The 18963-nt window shown below is 60.0% G+C and carries 15 protein-coding genes; 9 read left to right on the forward strand and 6 right to left on the reverse strand.

Going from position 1 to position 18963, the window contains the following annotated elements; genetic code table 11:
- From gshA to ruvC, 7 genes are all read left to right on the forward strand, one after another.
- The gene (gene gshA / locus Q0O99_RS12070; protein ID WP_293751824.1) at nt 1-1296 is read left to right on the forward strand and encodes a glutamate--cysteine ligase; all 1296 of its coding nucleotides are present in this window, start codon (nt 1-3) and stop codon (nt 1294-1296) included.
- 195 nt (nt 1297-1491) lie between these two features.
- The gene (locus tag Q0O99_RS12075) at nt 1492-3360 is read left to right on the forward strand and encodes a potassium transporter Kup (RefSeq protein ID WP_293751826.1); all 1869 of its coding nucleotides are present in this window, start codon (nt 1492-1494) and stop codon (nt 3358-3360) included.
- A gap of 6 nt (nt 3361-3366) precedes the next feature.
- Nucleotides 3367-3951, forward strand: coding sequence for a YqiA/YcfP family alpha/beta fold hydrolase (locus Q0O99_RS12080; protein ID WP_293751828.1), 585 nt, complete (start codon nt 3367-3369; stop codon nt 3949-3951).
- A gap of 44 nt (nt 3952-3995) precedes the next feature.
- Nucleotides 3996-6059, forward strand: coding sequence for a ribonuclease catalytic domain-containing protein (locus tag Q0O99_RS12085; RefSeq protein WP_293751830.1), 2064 nt, complete (start codon nt 3996-3998; stop codon nt 6057-6059).
- The gene (locus Q0O99_RS12090; protein WP_367185244.1) at nt 6049-6978 is read left to right on the forward strand and encodes an energy transducer TonB; all 930 of its coding nucleotides are present in this window, start codon (nt 6049-6051) and stop codon (nt 6976-6978) included. The genes Q0O99_RS12085 and Q0O99_RS12090 overlap by 11 nt, the downstream gene beginning before the upstream one ends.
- A gap of 34 nt (nt 6979-7012) precedes the next feature.
- On the forward strand, nt 7013-7744 hold the full coding sequence (gene mtgA, locus Q0O99_RS12095; protein ID WP_293751834.1) for a monofunctional biosynthetic peptidoglycan transglycosylase: 732 nt from the start codon (nt 7013-7015) through the stop codon (nt 7742-7744).
- 26 nt (nt 7745-7770) lie between these two features.
- Nucleotides 7771-8319, forward strand: a complete 549-nt coding sequence (gene ruvC, locus Q0O99_RS12100; protein WP_293751856.1) for a crossover junction endodeoxyribonuclease RuvC — start codon at nt 7771-7773, stop codon at nt 8317-8319.
- A gap of 10 nt (nt 8320-8329) precedes the next feature.
- Here the strand turns inward: ruvC and Q0O99_RS12105 are convergent, their stop codons facing one another.
- The 5 genes from Q0O99_RS12105 to metG form a co-directional block, all read right to left on the reverse strand.
- A complete protein-coding gene (locus Q0O99_RS12105) occupies nt 8330-9142 on the reverse strand; it encodes a ScpA family protein (RefSeq protein ID WP_293751858.1) in 813 nt (270 codons plus the stop codon).
- A gap of 105 nt (nt 9143-9247) precedes the next feature.
- The gene (locus Q0O99_RS12110; protein WP_293751836.1) at nt 9248-9445 is read right to left on the reverse strand and encodes a DUF3460 family protein; all 198 of its coding nucleotides are present in this window, start codon (nt 9443-9445) and stop codon (nt 9248-9250) included.
- Between the two features lie 78 nt (nt 9446-9523).
- Nucleotides 9524-11203 carry a SulP family inorganic anion transporter gene (locus Q0O99_RS12115; RefSeq protein WP_293751838.1) on the reverse strand — a complete coding sequence of 560 codons (1680 nt, stop codon included), beginning with the start codon at nt 11201-11203 and terminating at the stop codon, nt 9524-9526.
- A 29-nt stretch (nt 11204-11232) separates the two neighbouring features.
- Complete coding sequence (locus Q0O99_RS12120) at nt 11233-11970, reverse strand: YoaK family protein (RefSeq protein ID WP_293751840.1); 738 nt, start codon at nt 11968-11970, stop codon at nt 11233-11235.
- 24 nt (nt 11971-11994) lie between these two features.
- Complete coding sequence (gene metG / locus Q0O99_RS12125; protein WP_293751842.1) at nt 11995-14100, reverse strand: methionine--tRNA ligase; 2106 nt, start codon at nt 14098-14100, stop codon at nt 11995-11997.
- 86 nt (nt 14101-14186) lie between these two features.
- On the opposite strand from metG, the gene apbC reads away from it, so the two are divergent.
- The gene (gene apbC / locus Q0O99_RS12130) at nt 14187-15275 is read left to right on the forward strand and encodes an iron-sulfur cluster carrier protein ApbC (protein WP_293751844.1); all 1089 of its coding nucleotides are present in this window, start codon (nt 14187-14189) and stop codon (nt 15273-15275) included.
- 123 nt (nt 15276-15398) lie between these two features.
- A complete protein-coding gene (locus tag Q0O99_RS12135; RefSeq protein ID WP_293751846.1) occupies nt 15399-17810 on the forward strand; it encodes a response regulator in 2412 nt (803 codons plus the stop codon).
- Nucleotides 17811-17821: 11 nt separating this feature from the next.
- Here Q0O99_RS12135 and Q0O99_RS12140 read toward each other — a convergent pair.
- Nucleotides 17822-18963 (reverse strand): benzoate-CoA ligase family protein (locus Q0O99_RS12140; RefSeq protein WP_293751848.1); only part of this gene is annotated, 1142 nt, incomplete at its 5' end.

The following is an 18963-nucleotide window of genomic DNA, read 5'->3' on the forward strand; positions in this document are numbered from 1 at the left end:
ATGGTTCCCCATCTCGTCACCGCCCTGACCGGCCCCATCAATGAGCTGGAGCAACGCATTCTGGACTCCATGCCTGCGATTGAACGCTGGTTCCGTCTGGAGTGGATGGAGCACACCCCGCCGTTCTACACCTCGGTGGACATCCGCAACGCCGGCTTCAAGCTGGCCCCGGTGGACACCAACCTCTACCCCGGCGGCTGGAACAACCTGACGCCTGAAATGCTGCCTTTGGCCGTGCAGGCGGCGCAAGCGGCCATCGAAAAGATCTGTCCCGAGGCCAAAAACCTGCTGATCATTCCCGAGAACCACACGCGCAACACCTTCTATTTGGCCAACGTGGTTCAGCTGCAGCGCATCTTCCACATGGCGGGCCTGAACGTGCGCCTGGGTTCGATCAGCCCTGAAATCAAGGAAACCACGGTCATTGAATTGCCCAATGGTGAAAGTGTGACGCTGGAGCCGGTGGTGCGCACTCAGCACCGCTTGGGCCTGAAAGACTTTGACCCTTGCACCATCTTGCTCAACAACGACCTGTCGGCCGGTGCGCCGGGCATTCTGGAAGAGTTGCACGAGCAATTTTTGTTGCCGCCCCTGCACGCAGGCTGGAGCGTGCGCCGCAAGACCAAGCATTTTCAAAGCTACGAGGAAGTGGCCAAGCGCTTCGGCAAGCTGCTGGGCATCGACCCTTGGCTCATCAACCCGATGTTCAGCCAATGTGGCGACGTCAATTTTGCCGAAGGCACAGGCATGGATTGCCTGCGCAGCAATGTGGATGCATTGCTGACCAAGATCAAGCGCAAATACAAGGAATACGGCATCAACGAAAAGCCGTTTGTGGTGGTCAAAGCCGACAACGGCACCTATGGCATGGGCATCATGACGGTGCGCGATGTGGCGGACTTGGACGTCCTGAACCGCAAAACCCGCAACAAGATGAACGTCATCAAGGACGGTCAGACGGTGAACGACGTGATCATCCAGGAAGGCGTGCTCACCAACGAGCGCATCAACGATGCCGTGGCCGAGCCGGTGGTCTACATGATGGACCGCTATGTGGTGGGCGGTTTTTACCGGGTGCATGCCGAGCGCGGCGTGGACGAGAACCTGAACGCCCCGGGTGCCAGCTTTGTGCCCTTGGCTTTTGCCGACACGCCGCACCTGCCCCAGCCGGGTGTCAAACCCGGTGCCAGCGTGCCCAACCGCTTTTACATGTACGGCGTGATTGGCCGCCTGGCCATGTTGGCGGCCAGCTACGAGCTCGAAGCCACCGACCCCGAGGCCGAGGTGTACGACTGAAAGAGACTGTTTTTGGCGTTTGGGTGGCCTGAAATCTGCAATTGGGGTGATTTGAGGCCTTGCCTGTTTTTCGAAGTTGTCAAAAGTTGTTGCGCTGCAACATATTTGCCGATGGGGCCATGACAGACCGCCTGAAGTGGGCGCAAAATAGGGCGCATCTCAGTCACCAAGCCTGACTTCAGTCAGGCTTTTTTTGTGTCCTCAACAAAATCCTCTCTCGCCGCCCTGACGCTGGGCGCCATTGGCGTGGTTTATGGCGACATCGGCACCAGCGTGCTGTACGCCATGAAAGAGGTCTTTGGCTCCGGCCATGTGCCCTTCACGCACAACAACGTCTACGGCATCCTCTCCATCTTTTTCTGGACCCTGACCACCATCGTGTCGGTCAAGTACGTGGTTCTGGTGCTGCGCGCCGACAACCACGGCGAAGGCGGCTTGGTGGCCATGTTGGCGCTCGCTTCACAGTCGGTCAAGGACAAGCCCCAGTTGCGCAAAGTCTTGTTGGTGGTCGGCATTTTTGGCACTTGCTTGTTTTATGGCGACGGCGTGATCACACCCGCCATTTCCGTTCTCTCCGCCGTTGAGGGCCTGGAGATCATCTCCCCGAACTTCAAGAAGGCGGTGATCCCGCTCACCTTGGTCATCTTGTTCCTGCTGTTTTGGGTGCAAAAGCGCGGCACGGCGGGCATTGGCAAATTCTTCGGCCCCATCACCTTGGTCTGGTTCGTCACCATCGCGGTGCTGGGCGTGACACACATCGCCCACCACCCCGAGATTTTGCTGGCCATCAGCCCCCACTATGCCTTGGGCTTCATGTGGAACAACCCGGGTACCACCTTCATCATTTTGGGGGCGGTGGTCTTGTGCGTCACGGGTGGCGAAGCGCTGTACGCCGATTTGGGCCACTTCGGTAAAAAACCAATCCGCCTGGCTTGGTTCAGCGTGGTCATGCCTTGCCTGACCTTGAACTATTTTGGCCAAGGCGCTTTGCTTTTGGCCGAGCCCGAGGCCGTGAAAAACCCGTTTTTCATGATGGCCCCCGACTGGGCCTTGGTGCCCTTGGTGGGTCTGGCCACCATGGCCACGGTCATCGCCTCGCAAGCCCTGATTTCTGGCGCTTTCAGCGTGACCAAACAGGTCATTCAGCTCGGTTATCTGCCGCGATTGCAGGTGCAACACACCAGCGAAACCGACACCGGACAAATCTACATGCCCTTCGTCAACTGGGGCTTGTTTGTCGCCATCGTGCTGGCCGTGGTCATGTTCAAGTCGTCGAGCAACTTGGCGGCGGCCTATGGCATTGCGGTGTGCACCGACATGCTGATCACCACGGTGCTCACCTTCTTCGTGATCCGCTACGCTTGGAAGTTGCCACTGGCGCTGTGTATTGGTGCCACCGGCTTTTTCTTTGTGGTCGACCTGGCGTTTTGGGCCTCCAACATGCTCAAGTTGCTCGACGGCGGCTGGTTCCCGCTGCTCATCGGCGCGGCGGTGTTCACACTGATGCTCACCTGGCACGATGGACGTCGCTTGCTCAATGACTCTTTGCGCTCGGACGCTTTGCACCTGACGGATTTTATGGAGGCGGTGTTCATTTCGCCGCCGGCACGGGTGCAGGGCACGGCCGTGTTTCTGACGGCTGAGTCTGGCAATGTGCCCAACGCTTTGTTGCACAACCTCAAGCACAACAAGGTTCTGCACGAGCGCAATCTGTTTGTCACCGTGCGCAGCCACGAGGTGCCGCGTGTGGACGTCGGTCAACGTCTGGATGTGACACCGCTGGGGCATGACTGCTGGCAAGTCATCGTCAACTACGGCTTCAAGGACAACCCCGACTTGCCATCGGCACTGGCCGTCATTGAGGACGACGGCTACAAGCTCGACCCCATGACGACCAGTTATTTCTTGTCGCGCGACATCGTGATTCCCACCATCGGCGGGGGCATGGCCACTTGGCGCGAAAAATTGTTTGCCAACATGCACCACAACGCCAGCGGCGCGGCCGCGTTTTTGAACCTGCCCACGAATGCGGTGGTCGAGCTGGGCTCCAAAATCGAAATCTGAGGCCCTGTGCGCACCACCCATTTGCTCTACCTGCACGGCTTCAGGTCGTCGCCCCAGTCGGCCAAGGCCCAAATCATGGCCAAGTGGGTGCAGGCCCGCCACCCTGGTGTCACCTGGTGGTGCCCGCAATTGCCCGCATCGCCCGCCCAAGCCATTGACCTGTTGCGGCAGGGCACAGCCGCTTGGCCGCGTGGGCAGATGGCGGTCATGGGTTCTTCGCTGGGCGGTTTTTATGCCGCCTGGCTGTCGGCTCACTGGGGTGTTCCTGCGGTGCTGGTCAACCCGGCCGTGCACCCCTCGCGCGATCTGGCGCGCTACATTGGCCAGCACCCGGTCTGGCAAGACCCATCACAAAGCATTTTTTTTGAGCCGGCTCATTTGCAAGAGCTCAAACTGCTTGAAAGTCAGCACTTGCCAACCTTTCCCGCCACGCTGGCCTTGATCGCCAAGGGCGATGAGGTGCTGGACTGGCGCGAAATGCTGGCCCGCCACCAGGCCGGGAAGGTGCGGCTGATCGAGGGCAGCGACCACGCCTTGAGCGATTTTGACGAGCACTTGCCGCAAATCCTTGAATTTCTGCAACTGGCGTGAAGCCCACCGGGCCGAATGCTTGGGCGGCATGGGAAAATCAGGCCATGTACGTATTATTTGAAGATGCCGGCAAATTCATGGCCGGACGGATCATGGCCGAAGCCGAGGCTTCCGCGCAGGTCGAACTCGACTCCGGCAAACGGGTCAAGGTCAAATCGGCCCACATGCTGCTGAAGTTCGACAAACCGGCCCCGGCCGCCTTGCTGGCCGAGGCCGGGGAGCTGAGTCAAACCATCGAGTTGGAACTGGCTTATGAATGCGCCCCGGACGATGAGTTTGGCTTTGGCGACCTGGCCAAAGACTATTTCAGCAACAACGCCAGCACCACCGAGCAGGTGGCGGCCTTGCTGCGCTTGCACGAAGCGCCGCATTACTTCCGCCGGGGCGGTGCCAAAGGGCGCTTTCGCAAAGCCCCGGCCGACATCGTGCAGCAGGCCTTGCAGGCCATCGAGAAGAAAAAGCAGGTCCAGGCCCAGATCGAAGCCTGGTCGGCCGATCTGGTGGCGGGCAGTTGCCCGGATCCGATCCGCGAGCAGCTCTACAAAATCCTGTTTCGCCCCGACAAAAACACCGCCGAGTACAAGGCCGTGGTCGAGGCCAGCAAAAGCAGCCAGACGGCGCCTTTGGACTTGCTGCAAAACGCAGGGGCCATCGCCTCGCCCTGGGATTTCCATTGGCAACGGTTCTTGTTTGAACTGTTCCCCAAGGGCACGGGCTTTCCCCCTTTGCAGGCGCCCGCCATCACCGACGACTTGCCGCTGGCCCCGGTGCAGGCGTTTTCGATTGACGATTCGCACACCACCGAAATCGACGACGCCCTGTCCCTGCAAGGCCTGGGCACAGGCACGGTCACCGTGGGCATCCACATCGCAGCACCTGGCTTGGCCCTGAGCCCTGGCAGCCCGATTGACCAGCTGGGCCGCGCCCGCCTGTCCACCGTGTACATGCCGGGATACAAAATCACCATGCTGCCCGACAGCGTGGTGCAGGCCTACACCCTGATCGAAGGACGTGACTGCCCGGCGGTGTCGCTGTACGTCACCTTCAGCGAAGACACGCTGGAGGTGCAAAGCGCTGTCACCCGCCTGGAGCGCGTACCGATTTTGGTCAACTTACGCCATGACCAGCTGGACGGGCGCATCACCCGCGAATGGCTGGAGGGCGAAGACCAGAGCGACCACGCCGACGTGCCCGTGAGCCGCGCCACGCTGGCGTTTTTTTGGCGTCTGGCCCAGACCCTGAAAGCGCGGCGCGAAGTGGTGCGCGGCAAGCCAGAAAACTTCAACCGACCGGACTACAGTTTCAAGTTGGAGCGCGACAACAACGATACGCCGCCTTCCGGGGACGAAACCGTGGTCATCGGTACTCGCCAACGCGGTGCGCCGCTCGATTTGATGGTGGCCGAGGCCATGATCCTGGCCAACAGCACCTGGGGCCAGTGGATGGCCAGTTTGGGTGTGCCTGGCATTTACCGCAGCCAGGCCAGTTTGGCGCCGGGCGTCAAGGTGCGCATGGGCACCAAGGCGTTGCCGCATGCGGGCATTGGCGTGCCCAGCTACGCCTGGAGCACTTCGCCGCTGCGCCGTTACACCGACTTGGTCAACCAGTGGCAAATCATCGCCTGTGCCAAGCATGGCGCTACGGCCGCATTGGCCGCGCCCTTCAAACCCAAAGACGCCGAGTTGTTTTCCATCATCAGCGGTTTTGATGCGGCCTACAGCGCCTACAACAGCGTGCAGTCCAGCATGGAGCGCTACTGGACGCTGCGCCATGTGCAGCAGCACAGCATCGAGTCGCTGGACGCCAGCCTGGTCAAGGAGATGGGTGGCGGCATCTGGTTGGTGCGCGCCGACGCCTTGCCATTGATGTTCAGCGTCATGGGCGCACACAACCTGCCACGTGGTGCACGCGTGCGCGTCAAGCTGGCCGACGTGGACCTGATGGCCCTGGATGTGCGCGGCACCGTGCTCGCGCACCTGGATGCCGAGGGCCAAGGCGCGGGCAGCGAAGAAGCGGAACAAGAGGCCGAGGACGATGACAACCTGCCTGCGGGCCCGGTGACCATCGCGGTGGACCTGAACGACAGCACACCCCTTGATGCGCCCTGAAAAAAACACACAGTTCGCCAGGGGGGCTCGCCCCACTGCGGGTCGTTTGCAGCCTTCACCGCACTGGGGCTTGAGCTGGGCATTGGGCCTGTCTGTGGCGGTGCATGCGGGTTTGGTAGGTTTCCGGTTTGGGGTACCCGAGGCCCATGGCCGTGTCTTTCAGGACACCTCGCTGGAAGTGATGTTGGTCAATGCGCGCAGTCAAGAGCGTCCCCAGCAAGCCCAGGCCTTGGCCCAGGTGCGTCTGGCGGGCGGCGGCGAGGTGCCTCAGGCGCGCATGTCCAGCTCGCCCTTGCCCGCTGCGATGAACGCTGACCCGGGCATGGACCTCAGCGCGACGCAAAAAAAAATCGAAGTGCTCAAAATGCAGCAAATGCATTTGTTGACACAACTCAAGGATGAGTTGGCCGAGATCACCCGTGAAAATGCAGGCGACAAAGCCGATAGCCCTGATCGTGAAGCCAAGGTGCAACGTCAGCAGCAACTGGCACGCGAATTGGCGCAAATCGAGCAACGCGTGGACCCAACCCAGGGCGCGGCCCGCAAGCGCTACATCAGCCCTGCCACGCAAGAGGTGGTCTATGCGATGTACTACGACAAAATGCGCCGCACCATCGAGTACCGGGGGACACTGAACTTTCCGGAGGCAGCAGGGGAAAAACTTTATGGTCAGTTGACCATGGTGATCGCAGTGGACAGTCGGGGGCAGTTGCTGAGCACCGAAGTGGCCCGCTCGTCGGGCCGGCCCTTGCTCGATGAACGTGCGGTGGCCATTGTTCGCAATGCCGCACCGTTTGGCAATTTCACCCCCCCCATGCGGGCCCAGGCCGATCAAATCGTGGTGGTCACGCGCTTTAATTTTTCGCGTGATGACACATTGGGAACCCAGGTGATGACGGCTGTGCAGGGCAAACCATGATGCGATTGAACACACGCCACAAGGAGAAGGCTTGATGCGCGCTTTGGGACGTTGGTTGCTGTTGCTGGCCATGGCGGGTGTGTGCCTGCAGCTGTTTTTTGCCCTGCGGATCTTGGGCATGAATTGGCTCGCGCCTGAGTCGACCAGCTTCCAGCGCTCGCAAGTTTTGCAAATCCTGGTGCGTCAGGGCCAACTGCCTTGGCGGCAAGAGTTTGTGGCATTGCAAGCCATCTCCAAAGGTTTGCAGCGCGCCGTGATCGCCTCTGAGGACGCGGCCTTCACCCAACACAACGGCATCTGGTGGCAGTCCCTTGAAAAGGCATGGCAGAAAAACGCCCAGGCCAAAGCGCAGGCCGAAAAACGCGTCCAACGCCAACCCGACAAACCGGTGGACGTCAAAATTGTGGGGGGCTCCACCATCACCCAGCAGTTGGCCAAAAACTTGTTTTTGTCGGGTGAGCGCACGCTGCTGCGCAAGGGGCAAGAGATGGTGCTGGCGCTGATGCTGGAGTCTTTGCTCAGCAAAGAGCGCATTTTGGAGATTTACCTCAACAGCGTGGAATGGGGCGAGGGCGTTTTTGGTGCCGAGGCGGCTGCGCAGCACTATTTTCGCAAAAGCGCCGCTCGCCTGAACGCATGGGAGGCAGCCCGCCTGGCCGTGATGCTGCCCCGCCCCCGTTATTTTGAAAAGCTGGCGCAATCGGCCTATTTGGCGCGGCGCGCTGAGACCATCATGGCCCGCATGAACGACGTGGTCCTGCCATGAGCCTGAGCACCCCGCCCCCCGCCAGCATTCGCATCCTGGGCATCGACCCTGGCTTGCAAACCACCGGCTTTGGCGTGATCGAGATCACCGGCTCGCGCTTGCAGTACGTGGCCAGCGGCGTGATCGAGACCACACGCGGTGACATGGGCAACCTGCCTGCCCGATTGAAAATCATCTACGACGGCGTGCGTGAAATCACCGCGCGTTACCAACCCGATGTGGCTTCGGTCGAGATTGTTTTCGTGAACGTCAACCCGCAAGCGACTTTGCTCTTGGGTCAGGCGCGGGGCTGCGCCGTCACGGCCTTGGTGTCGTGCGACTTGCCCGTGGCCGAATACACCGCTTTGCAAATGAAGCAATCGGTCACCGGCCATGGCCGTGCAGCCAAATCGCAAATTCAGGAAATGGTCAAGCGCTTGCTGCAGTTGCCTGTGCTGCCCCGGCAAGACGCGGCCGATGCCTTGGGCATGGCCATCACCCACGCCCATGCCAGCCCTTCCATGAACAAACTGGCCGCGCAAGGCGTGCTCAGCCGCAAAACCCACGGCATGTTCCGCAGCGGGCGCAGCCATTGACGCTGAGCGATCACTGGGGTGAGTAGGCCAGGCGGACGTAAATCGGTGCGAAGGCCTCGGCCTGGGTGATTTCGATCAGGGTTTCCTTGGCCAACTCCAGCAAGGCGATGAAGGTGACCACCAGCACCGGCACGCCCAGACTCGGGTCGAACAGGTGTTCAAATTCCACAAATTTGCGTCCTTGCAAGTGCTTGAGCACGATGCTCATGTGCTCGCGCACGCTGAGCTCTTCGCGGCTGATCTTGTGGTGCTGCACCAGGTTGGCACGTTTGAGGATGTCACGCCAGGCCGATTGCAGCTCGTCCATGCCCACATCGGGAAAGCGAGGTTGCAGGCTTTGCTCGATGAAGACCTGGGCCTGCAGAAAGTCGCGGCCGTATTGCGGGATCACGTTCAGCTGCATCGAGGCCAGTTTTATCTGCTCGTACTCGAGCAGGCGGCGCACCAATTCGGCACGTGGGTCTTCGGCCTCTTCGCCCTCAGGCGCTCTTTTGGGCGGCAAAAGCATGCGTGACTTGATCTCGATCAGCATGGCCGCCATGAGCAGGTATTCGGCGGCCAACTCCAGGTTGCGCTGGCGAATTTCGTCGACATAGCTCAGGTACTGGCGTGTCACGCCGGCCATGGGGATGTCGAGGATGTTGAAGTTTTGCTTGCGGATCAGGTACAGCAGCAAGTCCAGCGGGCCTTCGAAGGCCTCCAAAAACACCTCCAGCGCATCCGGTGGGATGTACAGATCGCTGGGCATGGCGAACAGCGGCTCGCCATACAAGCGCGCCAGCGCCACCTGGTCGACCACGGCAGGCATGGCCGCGCTGGCCATGGCTTGGGGCAGCTGCAAGGGCTTGGGGGTATCGGTGCTCACGCGGGTGGGTTGGGCTTGAAAATGAGGCTGGGAGGGGCCGTGCTGACCCCGTGAAGTTCAGGCCTAGGTCTGGTACACGTAAGGTTTTTGCGCCACGCGACCTTGCTTGAATTCGGCCTGGATGTCGCGATCGATCGGTTTGTCCCACAGCAAGCTGCGGCCTTGGCGCTGTTCGGCCTCGAGTTCGGGGCGCTGGGCTTTGAGCTGGTCAATGAACTGGCTGGCGTCAGAGCTGTAATCGGGGCGGCGGAAAAAGGACATGGCAGGCAATCCGTGAGGGGCAAAAACAAAAGGGTTTTGGCAGCCCCTGAAGACCACCAAAACCAGAATGACAGCATTTTAACGGGCCGGGTCTGCGCTCAGGCTGACGGCCAAGGCCACGCTGTTGCGCAGGTCAGGTTGCAGGTGGGCCTGCAGGTGTTCCACCAGACCACTGCGCCGAGCCATGTCCAATGGCTGGTGCGCCAGGCCGCACACAATGAGGTGCACCTGCTTCTTGCGACAGGTCTCGACCAGGCTCATCATCGCATCGGCTCCGGATGAGTCGATGTAAATGACGTTTTTAAGGTCCAGCACCAGCGTGGGTGTGCTGATCTGGTCCTCGATGGATTCGATCAGTTTGACCGCCCCAAAAAACAGCGCGCCGTACAAGCGCCAGGCTTGAACCTGGTGCTCAAATCCTGCCAGACTTGGCTGCTCCATGCGGGTCACGGCTTCGCTGCGACTCAGGCTGGAGATGCGGTAGATGAAGGTCAGGCAAGCGGCGATCAGGCCCACTTCGATGGCCACCGTCAAGTCAAACACCACGGTGAGGAAAAACACCGCCAGCAAGGTGACGCGGTAGGGCAGGCGGTACTGGCGCAAGTGCATGAATTCGCGCCATTCGCCCATGTTCCAAGCCACAAACATCAAGATGGCCGCCAGCGCCGCCAGTGGAATGTGCCCGGCCAGGGGCGCGGCCACCAGCACCACGGCCAGCAAGGTCAGGGCATGCACCATGCCCGAAATCGGGGTGGTGCCGCCGCTTTTGATGTTGGTCACGGTGCGGGCAATGGTGCCGGTGGCGGGCATGCCACCAAAAAACGGCGTGACAAAGTTGGCCACGCCTTGGGCCATCAGCTCTTGGTTGGGGTTGTGGCGGTCACCGATCATGCCGTCGGCGATGCGGGCGCACAGCAGCGACTCAACCGCCCCCAACAGCGTCAAAGTCAAGGTGGGCATGAGCAAAAAGCGGGCGCTGTCCCAGCTGAACTCGGGCCAAGAAAACCCGGGCAGCGAAGAGGGAATGCCGCCAAACTTGCTGCCAATCGTCTCCACGGGCAGGTTCAGCAGCCAAGTGACCACGGTGGCAAACACCAGCGCAATGATGGAGCCGGGCACCATGCTGGCCCAGCGGTAGCGGGTGTCCGTCAAGCGGCGGCTCATGCGCAGCCAGCCGACCACCAGCGACAAGGACGCCAGAGCCAGCAGCAAGGCGGCCAGATTGGCCGTGTGCAGGTTCAGCCACAGGGTCTTCAGGATGCCAAAGAAATCGGCCGGCATGGTGGCCACTTTCAGGCCCAGCAAGTCCTTGATTTGTGACAGCATGATCAGCACCGCAATGCCGTTGGTGAAACCGATCAACACAGCGACCGGGATGAATCGGATCAGCGTGCCCAGGCGGAACAAACCCAGCAGGAACAGCAGCACGCCCGACATGGCGGTGGCCAAAATCAGGTTGGCCAGGCCATAGCGCTCGACGATGCCGTAGACGATCACGATGAAGGCCCCGGCCGGACCGCCGATTTGCACCCGGCTGCCCCCCAGGGCCGAAATCAAAAAGCCCGCGATGATCGCGGTGAACAGGCCTGCTTCGGGTTTGAGGCCCGAAGCAATGGCAAAGGCCATGGCCAGGGGCAAGGCCACCACGCCCACGGTGAGGCCAGCGCCCACGTCCCGGGAGAAGCGATCACGGTTGTAAGCATGCAAGCAGTCCAACAATTTGGGCCGGAAAAAAAACGTAGCCTGCATCCAGTTCATAGGTGTTTCGTAATTTTTTTAAAGAGAAGTTATGCGGCACGCCAGCGCAGGTCGTCCAACAAGGGGCGCAGGCACAGCAGCCAAAGCAGCGCTGCCAAGGGCACGGTGGTGATGTAGCCCCAGTATTTGAACCCCAGCGCCCCCATCAGCCCGCCCAGAAAAAAACCCAGCACCAGTGCCAGGTGCACTCGAAGGCGCTGGCGGTTGGCACGCACCGGGGTGCCGGGCTGGCTCCGGTTCATGTACAAGAGTTTGCCCAGCTCGATGCCCAGATCGGTCACCAGGCCGGTGATGTGGGTGGTGCGGATTTCGGCTTTGGAGATTTTGGTGATGACCGCGTTTTGCAAACCCATGATGAAGCACAGCAAGACCACCGTGACCGGCACAAACAGCTGCGACCAGGCCGCAATGGCCGCGCCAAACAGCCCGAAAACGAGCAAGGCCCCGGATTCGAGCAGAAGTGGCAGGCTGTAGCTGCTGCGCAGTTGCTGGCGCAGGCCCCAGTTGACCAGCACGGCGGTGCACATGGCCCCGGCCACAAAGGCCAGCAAGCAAACGATGCCCGCCAGCGCCAGGGTGATGTTGCCCAACACCAGGTCATCGGCCACCGATGACAAGATGCCGGTCATGTGCGAGGTGTAACTGCCCACCGCCAAAAATCCGCCGGCGTTGGTGGCCCCGGCCACAAAGCAGAGCACCAGGCCCAGCCGCAAATTGGTCTCAGGGCTTCTTTGCACATCGGTCCATCCGCGGATCAGAGGGAACATGTGCAGCTCTTGAGGGGCAAGAGGTCAATGGATCCGCATGCCGGGCTTGGCGCCTGGCCAAGGGTGCAGCACGTAAATCCCGGCATCGGTCTTGTCGTCGGCGTGGCTGGCGGCCAGCACCATGCCCTCGCTGACACCAAACTTCATCTTGCGCGGTGCCAGGTTGGCCACCATCACGGTGAGTTGGCCGATCAGGTCTTCGGGTTTGTACATGCTGGCGATGCCTGAAAAGACATTCCTCATGCGGCCTTCGCCCACATCCAGCGTCAGGCGCAAGAGCTTGACCGAGCCCTCCACAACTTCGCAGTTGACGATTTGGGCGATGCGCAAATCGACCTTGGCGAAATCGTCGATGCCGATGGTGGGGGCGATGGCTTCGCCGCCGGGGACGGGCATTTCTTCGACCACGGCCGGCGGCTCGAACAAGGCTTCGAGTTGCTCGGGCGTGACACGCTGCATCAGGTGTTGGTAAGTCTGGATGGTGTGGCCCGCACCCAGCAAGCTTTGCGCATGGTCAAAGGTGAAGGGCGCGACGTTCAGGAAAGCCTCGACCTGTGCGGCCAATGCGGGCAGCACGGGTTTGAGCTGCAGGCTGAGCAAGCGGAAGGCTTCGATGCAGGTGGTGCACACGTCCTGCAGTCGGGCGTCCTGGCCTTCTTTTTTGGCCAGGTCCCAAGGTTTGTTCTGGTCCACATAGCTGTTGACCTTGTCGGCCAGCAGCATGACTTCGCGCAGGGCTTTGGCGTATTCACGCTCTTCGTAAAAAGCGGCAATGGCGGGGGTGGTGCTCTGCAATGCGGTCAGCAGTTCCTGACCGTCGGCGCTCACAGTGCACAGTTTCCCGTCAAATCGTTTGGCAATGAAGCCAGCCGAGCGCGAGGCGATGTTGATGAATTTGCCGATCAAGTCGCTGTTCACCCGCGCCATGAAGTCTTCGGCGTTGAAGTCGATGTCCTCGTTGCGGGCCGAGAGCTTGGCCGCCAGGTAGTAGCGCAGCCACTCGGGGTTCATGCCCAGGCTCAGATACTTGAGTGGGTCCAGGCCCGTGCCCCGGCTCTTGCTCATCTTCTCGCCGTTGTTCACCGTCAAAAAGCCGTGCACGTTGACCTTGTTGGGCGTCTTGCGGCCCGAGAAGTGCAGCATCGCGGGCCAAAACAGCGTGTGGAAGGTCACGATGTCTTTGCCGATGAAGTGGATCTGCTCCAGATGGGGGTTGGCCATGTAGGCGGCGTAATCTTCGCCGCGTTTGTCCAGCAGGTTTTTCAGTGACGCCAAGTAGCCTACAGGTGCGTCCAGCCAGACATAAAAGTACTTGCCCGGTGCGTCGGGGATTTCGATGCCGAAGTAAGGCGCGTCGCGTGAGATATCCCAATCGCCCAAGCCTTCGCTGGTCGTGCCGTCGGGGTTGGTGCGCACCGAAAACCACTCTTTGACCTTGTTGGCCACTTCGGGTTGCAGCTTGCCGTCTTGCGTCCACTGGCTCAAAAACTCAACGCAGCGCGGGTCGGACAGCTTGAAGAAAAAGTGCTCCGAGGTTTTGAGCTCAGGCGTGGCGCCTGACAGGGCCGAAAACGGGTTGATCAGGTCGGTCGGGGCATAGACTGCGCCACACACCTCGCAGTTGTCGCCGAACTGGTCTTTGGCGTGGCACTTGGGGCACTCGCCTTTGATAAAACGGTCGGGCAAGAACATGTTCTTTTGTGGGTCAAAGAACTGCTCGACCGAGCGCACCTCAATCAGCGAGCCGCCGTTGGCCAAGGGAATGTCGCGCAGGTCGCGGTAAATTTGGCGGGCCAGCTCATGGTTTTCCGGCGCGTCGGTGCTGTGCCAGTTGTCGAACTGGATGTGAAAGCCGTCCAGATAAGGCTTGCGGCCCGCCGCGATGTCGGTCACAAACTGCTGCGGCGTTTTGCCGGCTTTTTCGGCGGCGATCATGATGGGCGCGCCATGCGTGTCGTCAGCACCCACAAAGTTCACTTGGCTGCCCTGCATCCTTTGATAACGCACCCAGATGTCGGCCTGGATGTATTCCATGATGTGGCCGATGTGGAAATGGCCGTTGGCGTAGGGCAGGGCGGTGGTGACGAAGAGTTGGCGGGGCGCTTCTTGAAGACCGTTATGGGCAGGCATGGTGGGGCAGTTTGTAGGGGAATCGGTGATTTTAGGGTGTATGGCCAGTCTTGTCGGTAAACTTCGGCCCATTCAAGAAAGTGACCATGGCGACCACCGAACAACTCATCCAAGCCCTGCAAGCCGTCATCGACCCGAACACGGGCAAAGATTTCGTTTCCACCAAAACGCTGAAGAACCTGCAAGTCGAAGGCGGCGATGTGTCGTTTGAAGTGGAGCTGGGTTATCCGGCCAAGAGCCAGATTCCCGGCATTCGCCAGGCACTGATTGCGGCTGCCAAGGGCGTGGCGGGCGTGGCCAATGTGTCGGCCAATGTGACCAGCAAGATCACCGCCCACAGCGCTCAGCGCGGCGTGGCGCTGCTGCCGCAGGTGAAAAACATTGTGGCCGTGGCCTCGGGCAAGGGCGGCGTTGGCAAGAGCACCACCGCCGTCAACTTGGCGCTGGCGCTGGCTGCCGAGGGGGCCAAGGTGGGCCTGCTGGACGCCGACATTTACGGTCCCAGCCAGCCCATGATGATGGGCATTGAAGGCCGACCCGAAAGCGAAGACGGCCAGACCATGGAGCCGATGGAGAACTACGGCGTGCAGGTCATGTCGATCGGCTTCCTGGTGAACCAGGACGAAGCCATGATTTGGCGTGGTCCCATGGCCACCCAAGCGCTGGAGCAACTGCTGCGCCAGACCAACTGGAAAGAGCTGGATTATTTGATCGTGGACATGCCACCGGGTACCGGTGACATCCAGTTGACGCTCAGCCAGCGCGTGCCCATGACGGGCGCAGTCATCGTGACTACGCCGCAGGACATTGCCCTCTTGGACGCCAAAAAAGGCGTGAAGATGTTCGAGAAAGTCGGCGTGCCGATTTTGGGTCTGGTCGAGAACATGGCAGTCCACGTTTGCACCAACTGCGGCCATGTCGAGCACATCTTTGGCGCTGACGGCGGCAAGAAAATGGCGGCCGAATACGGCATGGACTACCTGGGCGCACTGCCGCTGGACATGCAAATTCGACTGCAAGCCGACAGCGGCAAGCCTACGGTGGTGTACGACCCTGATGGCGAAGTGGCCCAGATCTACAAGGCGATGGCCCGCCAGGTCGCGGTCAAGATCGCGGCCAAGGCCAAGGACTTTTCGAGCAAGTTCCCCACCATCAAGGTCAGCAAAGACACCTGATTTTCCGGGCCAGGCACCTGGCTTGAGGGTCAGGGGTGATGCGACGTCGGCATGCTGGCTCAATGAGTTTTCATGCCACTTTGTTATTCGTTGATATCATTGAATTTATCAATAGGGTTCAACGTGAAATCACTGCAGCGCCTAATCCGCGGGATTCGGCAATTTCTTATCCGATGGCCGATGGAGAGTTTGGGTGGCTTGTTGATGGGCATGGGTGTCTGGGTGGTGCTTTACACCTACCAGTCGAGCGAAGCGATGGTCCGTCAGTACGCCACCGAGAGCGCACAAACCCACGCCGACTCCATCACCCAGTTCCGTAATTTTTACACCCAAGAGTTGGTGCCCCGGGCCATAAAGGGTGGCATGGAGGTCACGCACGACTACCAATCGCGCGACAACACCCTGCCTTTGCCAGCGACTTTGACGATTGATCTGGGGCATTACTTGTCCAAAGTCGATGGCGGCACCCAAGTGCGTCTTTACAGTGACCTGCCTTTTCCGTGGCGTGTGGCTGAGCGGTCTTTGGACGACTTTCAAAAGCAGGCGCTGGCGCACCTTCAAAAGCACCCTGATAAACCCTTTGTTCGAGAAGAGCTGCAAAACGGCAGTCGGGTACTGCGATTTGCCCAAGCCGATCGCATGTTGGTCAGTTGTGTGTCCTGTCATAACCATTACGCAGGTTCACCCAAAACCGATTGGAAAATCGGGGACGTGCGGGGGGCTTTGGAGGTGGTGCTGCCCGTCGCTCAGTGGCAGTTGGCCAGTACGGGTGTGCTGAACCGGACTTTTGTGGTCTTGTTGGTCTTGCTGTTCGTGGGTTTGCTGTTGATATGGGTTTCCGTCAAGCGCATACGAACCGCTTTGCTGACATCCCACCGTTTGTCGGGTGAACGGCAAATCGCGATTCGTCAACTCAGCGAAGAAATCAGCGAACGCGAACAAGTCGAAAAGCACTTGCGGTTGAGCGAGAGCAAGTTGAGCAGTATTTTCAAATCGGTGCCCGAAGTCATTGTGGTGGCGGATGCGCAGGGCAATATCGTGCAGTGTAACGACGCCACCACCGTCATTTTTGACTATCCCATGCAAGATCTGATAGGACAAAAATTAACCCTGCTGATGGCCGACAGTGACCGCAACCAGCATGACCAGCTCATGGACAACTACTTGCGCAACGGCAATAAAGGGCTGATGAATCAACCGCGTGTGCTCAAGGGCCGCAGGCGCGATGGCAGTGTCTTCCCGGTGCGCTTGACCATCAGCGAAACCCACGTGGATGAGGGGCATTTTTTCGTGGGCGTGATGCAGGACTACAGCGCCATCCAAAGTGCCCAAGACCTGTTGGTGGAGGCCAAAGTCAAGGCCGAACAGGCCAACCGCATGCGCGGCGAGTTTTTGGCCAACATGAGCCACGAAATCCGCACGCCCATGAATGGCATTGTGGGCATGACCGAGTTGGCCATGGACACCACATCGCCCGAGTTGCAAAAAGAGTATTTGACTTTGGCGCGTGACTCGGGCAATCACCTGCTGCAAATCATCAACGAAATTCTGGATTTTTCCAAGATTGAGGCCAAGGCCTTGGAGTTGGAGTTGCTCGAGGTCAGTCCCGCGCAATTGATCAGGCACACGGCACGTTCATTGGCGCAGTTGGCCAGTGCCAAGGGCATCGAATTGCGTGTCGAGACTTCGCACGATGTGCCCGATTTGTTGTGGATGGACCCGGTGCGCATGCGCCAGGTGCTGACCAATTTGATTGGCAATGCCATCAAATTCACCAGCCATGGGTCGGTCACGGTCAAGACCGAATTGATCACCGCCTTGGATGCCAAAAAGCTGCTGCTGCGCATCAGCATCATTGACACAGGCATGGGTTTTGAGCCGGAGCGAACCGAGGCCTTGTTCAGCCCCTTCACCCAGGCCGATGGCTCGGTGACACGTTCCTTTGGTGGAACGGGTTTGGGCTTGGCCATCACACGCAGTTTGCTGCAACTGATGGGGGGCTTCATCCAGGCCGAGGGCTGGCCGGGACAGGGGGCCACTTTTGTCGCCACCTTGCCCGTGCAAAAGGTGCTCATGCCCACCGTCGCTGTTGTTGTGCCGCCGAACGCTTCGCCCCCGGTGCGGGACCACGAAGCGCCAGCCGTCCCCTTGTCGGTGCTTTTGGTGGAAGACCATGAAATCAACCGCAAACTGGCCGAAATCATGCTGCAACGCTTGGGCTACCGATGCACTCTGGCGGAGGATGGCCAACAGGCCTTGGACCTTCTGGCCCAAAAGAGCTTTGATGTGGTGTTGATGGACGTGATGATGCCCGTCATGGATGGCCTGAGTGCCTTGCGCCAGTTGCGTGCGCTTGAGGCCCAAGGCCGGGCCCGCACGCCGGTGCTGATGGTCACTGCGCATGCCATGACGGGGGACCGAGAGCGGTTCATCTCATCAGGTGCGGATGGCTATGTTTCCAAGCCCATGTCGCAAGTTGGCCTGAAGAAAGAAATTGAGGCCACGCTGGCTGCGCTAGGGGTCGTTAAGCGTTGAGATTTCAGGGTTCAGGCCTGCGGCTTTTCCTGCGCACGCAGGCGAAAGCGCTGGATTTTCCCGGTGGCGGTTTTGGGTAATTCGCTCACAAACTCGATGAAGCGCGGGTATTTGTAGGGGGCCAAGCGCTCTTTCACAAAGGCCTTGACCTCTTCTTGCGTCAGGCTTTGGCCCGCTTTGAGCACGATGAAGGCCTTGGTCTTGGTCAGGCCGTCGCTGTCTTCTTTGCCAATCACCGCCGCTTCCAAAATGGCGGGGTGTTGCACCAGGGTGGATTCCACCTCAAAAGGCGAAACGTAAATGCCGCTGACCTTGAGCATGTCGTCGTTGCGGCCAGCGTAGGTGTAGTAGCCGTCGGGGTCGCGGGTGTACTTGTCGCCGCTTTTGGTCCACACGCCCTGGAAGGTGTCTCGGGTTTTGTCTCGGTTGTTCCAGTACATCAGGGCGCTGCTGGGGCCCTGAATGTACAGGTCGCCGATCTCGTTGTGGCCCGTCACCACGCTGCCGTCTTCATGGCGCAACTGCACTTCGTAGCCGGGGACGGCTTTGCCGGTGGTGCCATAGCGCACGTCGCCGGGGCGGTTGGACAAAAACACGTGCAGCATTTCGGTGGAGCCGATGCCGTCGATGATGTCGCAGCCATAGTGGGCGCTCCAGCGCTCGGCGATGTCGCGTGGCAGCGCTTCACCCGCCGACGAACACAGGCGCAGCGCGACCTGGCTTTTGGCGGGTAATTCGGGGTTGGCGAGCATACCGCCGTAGCCGGTGGGCGCGCCATAAAACACGGTAGGCTGGTGGTCGACCATGCGTTTGAAAGTGGCTTGAGGTGTGGGGCGCTCGGCCATCAACACCACGCTGGCACCCACGCTCAATGGGAAAGTGAGCGCGTTGCCCAAGCCGTAGGCAAAGAAGAGTTTGGCGGCCGAGAACACGGTGTCGCTTTCTTGCAGGTTCAGCACCCCCTTGCCGTACAACTCGGCTGTCCAGTACAGGTTACCTTGGCTGTGGACTGTGCCTTTGGGCTGGCCAGTGGAGCCGGACGAATACAGCCAGAAAGCCGGTTCATCGGCCAGGGTTTGCGCGGGCAGCACCGGTGTGTTTTGCGCCACAAAGTCGGCCATGTTGAATTGGCCCTGTGCCAAAGCGACGATGG

It is taken from the genome of Limnohabitans sp. Rim8, assembly GCF_945901735.1.
Taxonomy (GTDB): Bacteria; Pseudomonadota; Gammaproteobacteria; order Burkholderiales; family Burkholderiaceae_C; genus Limnohabitans_A.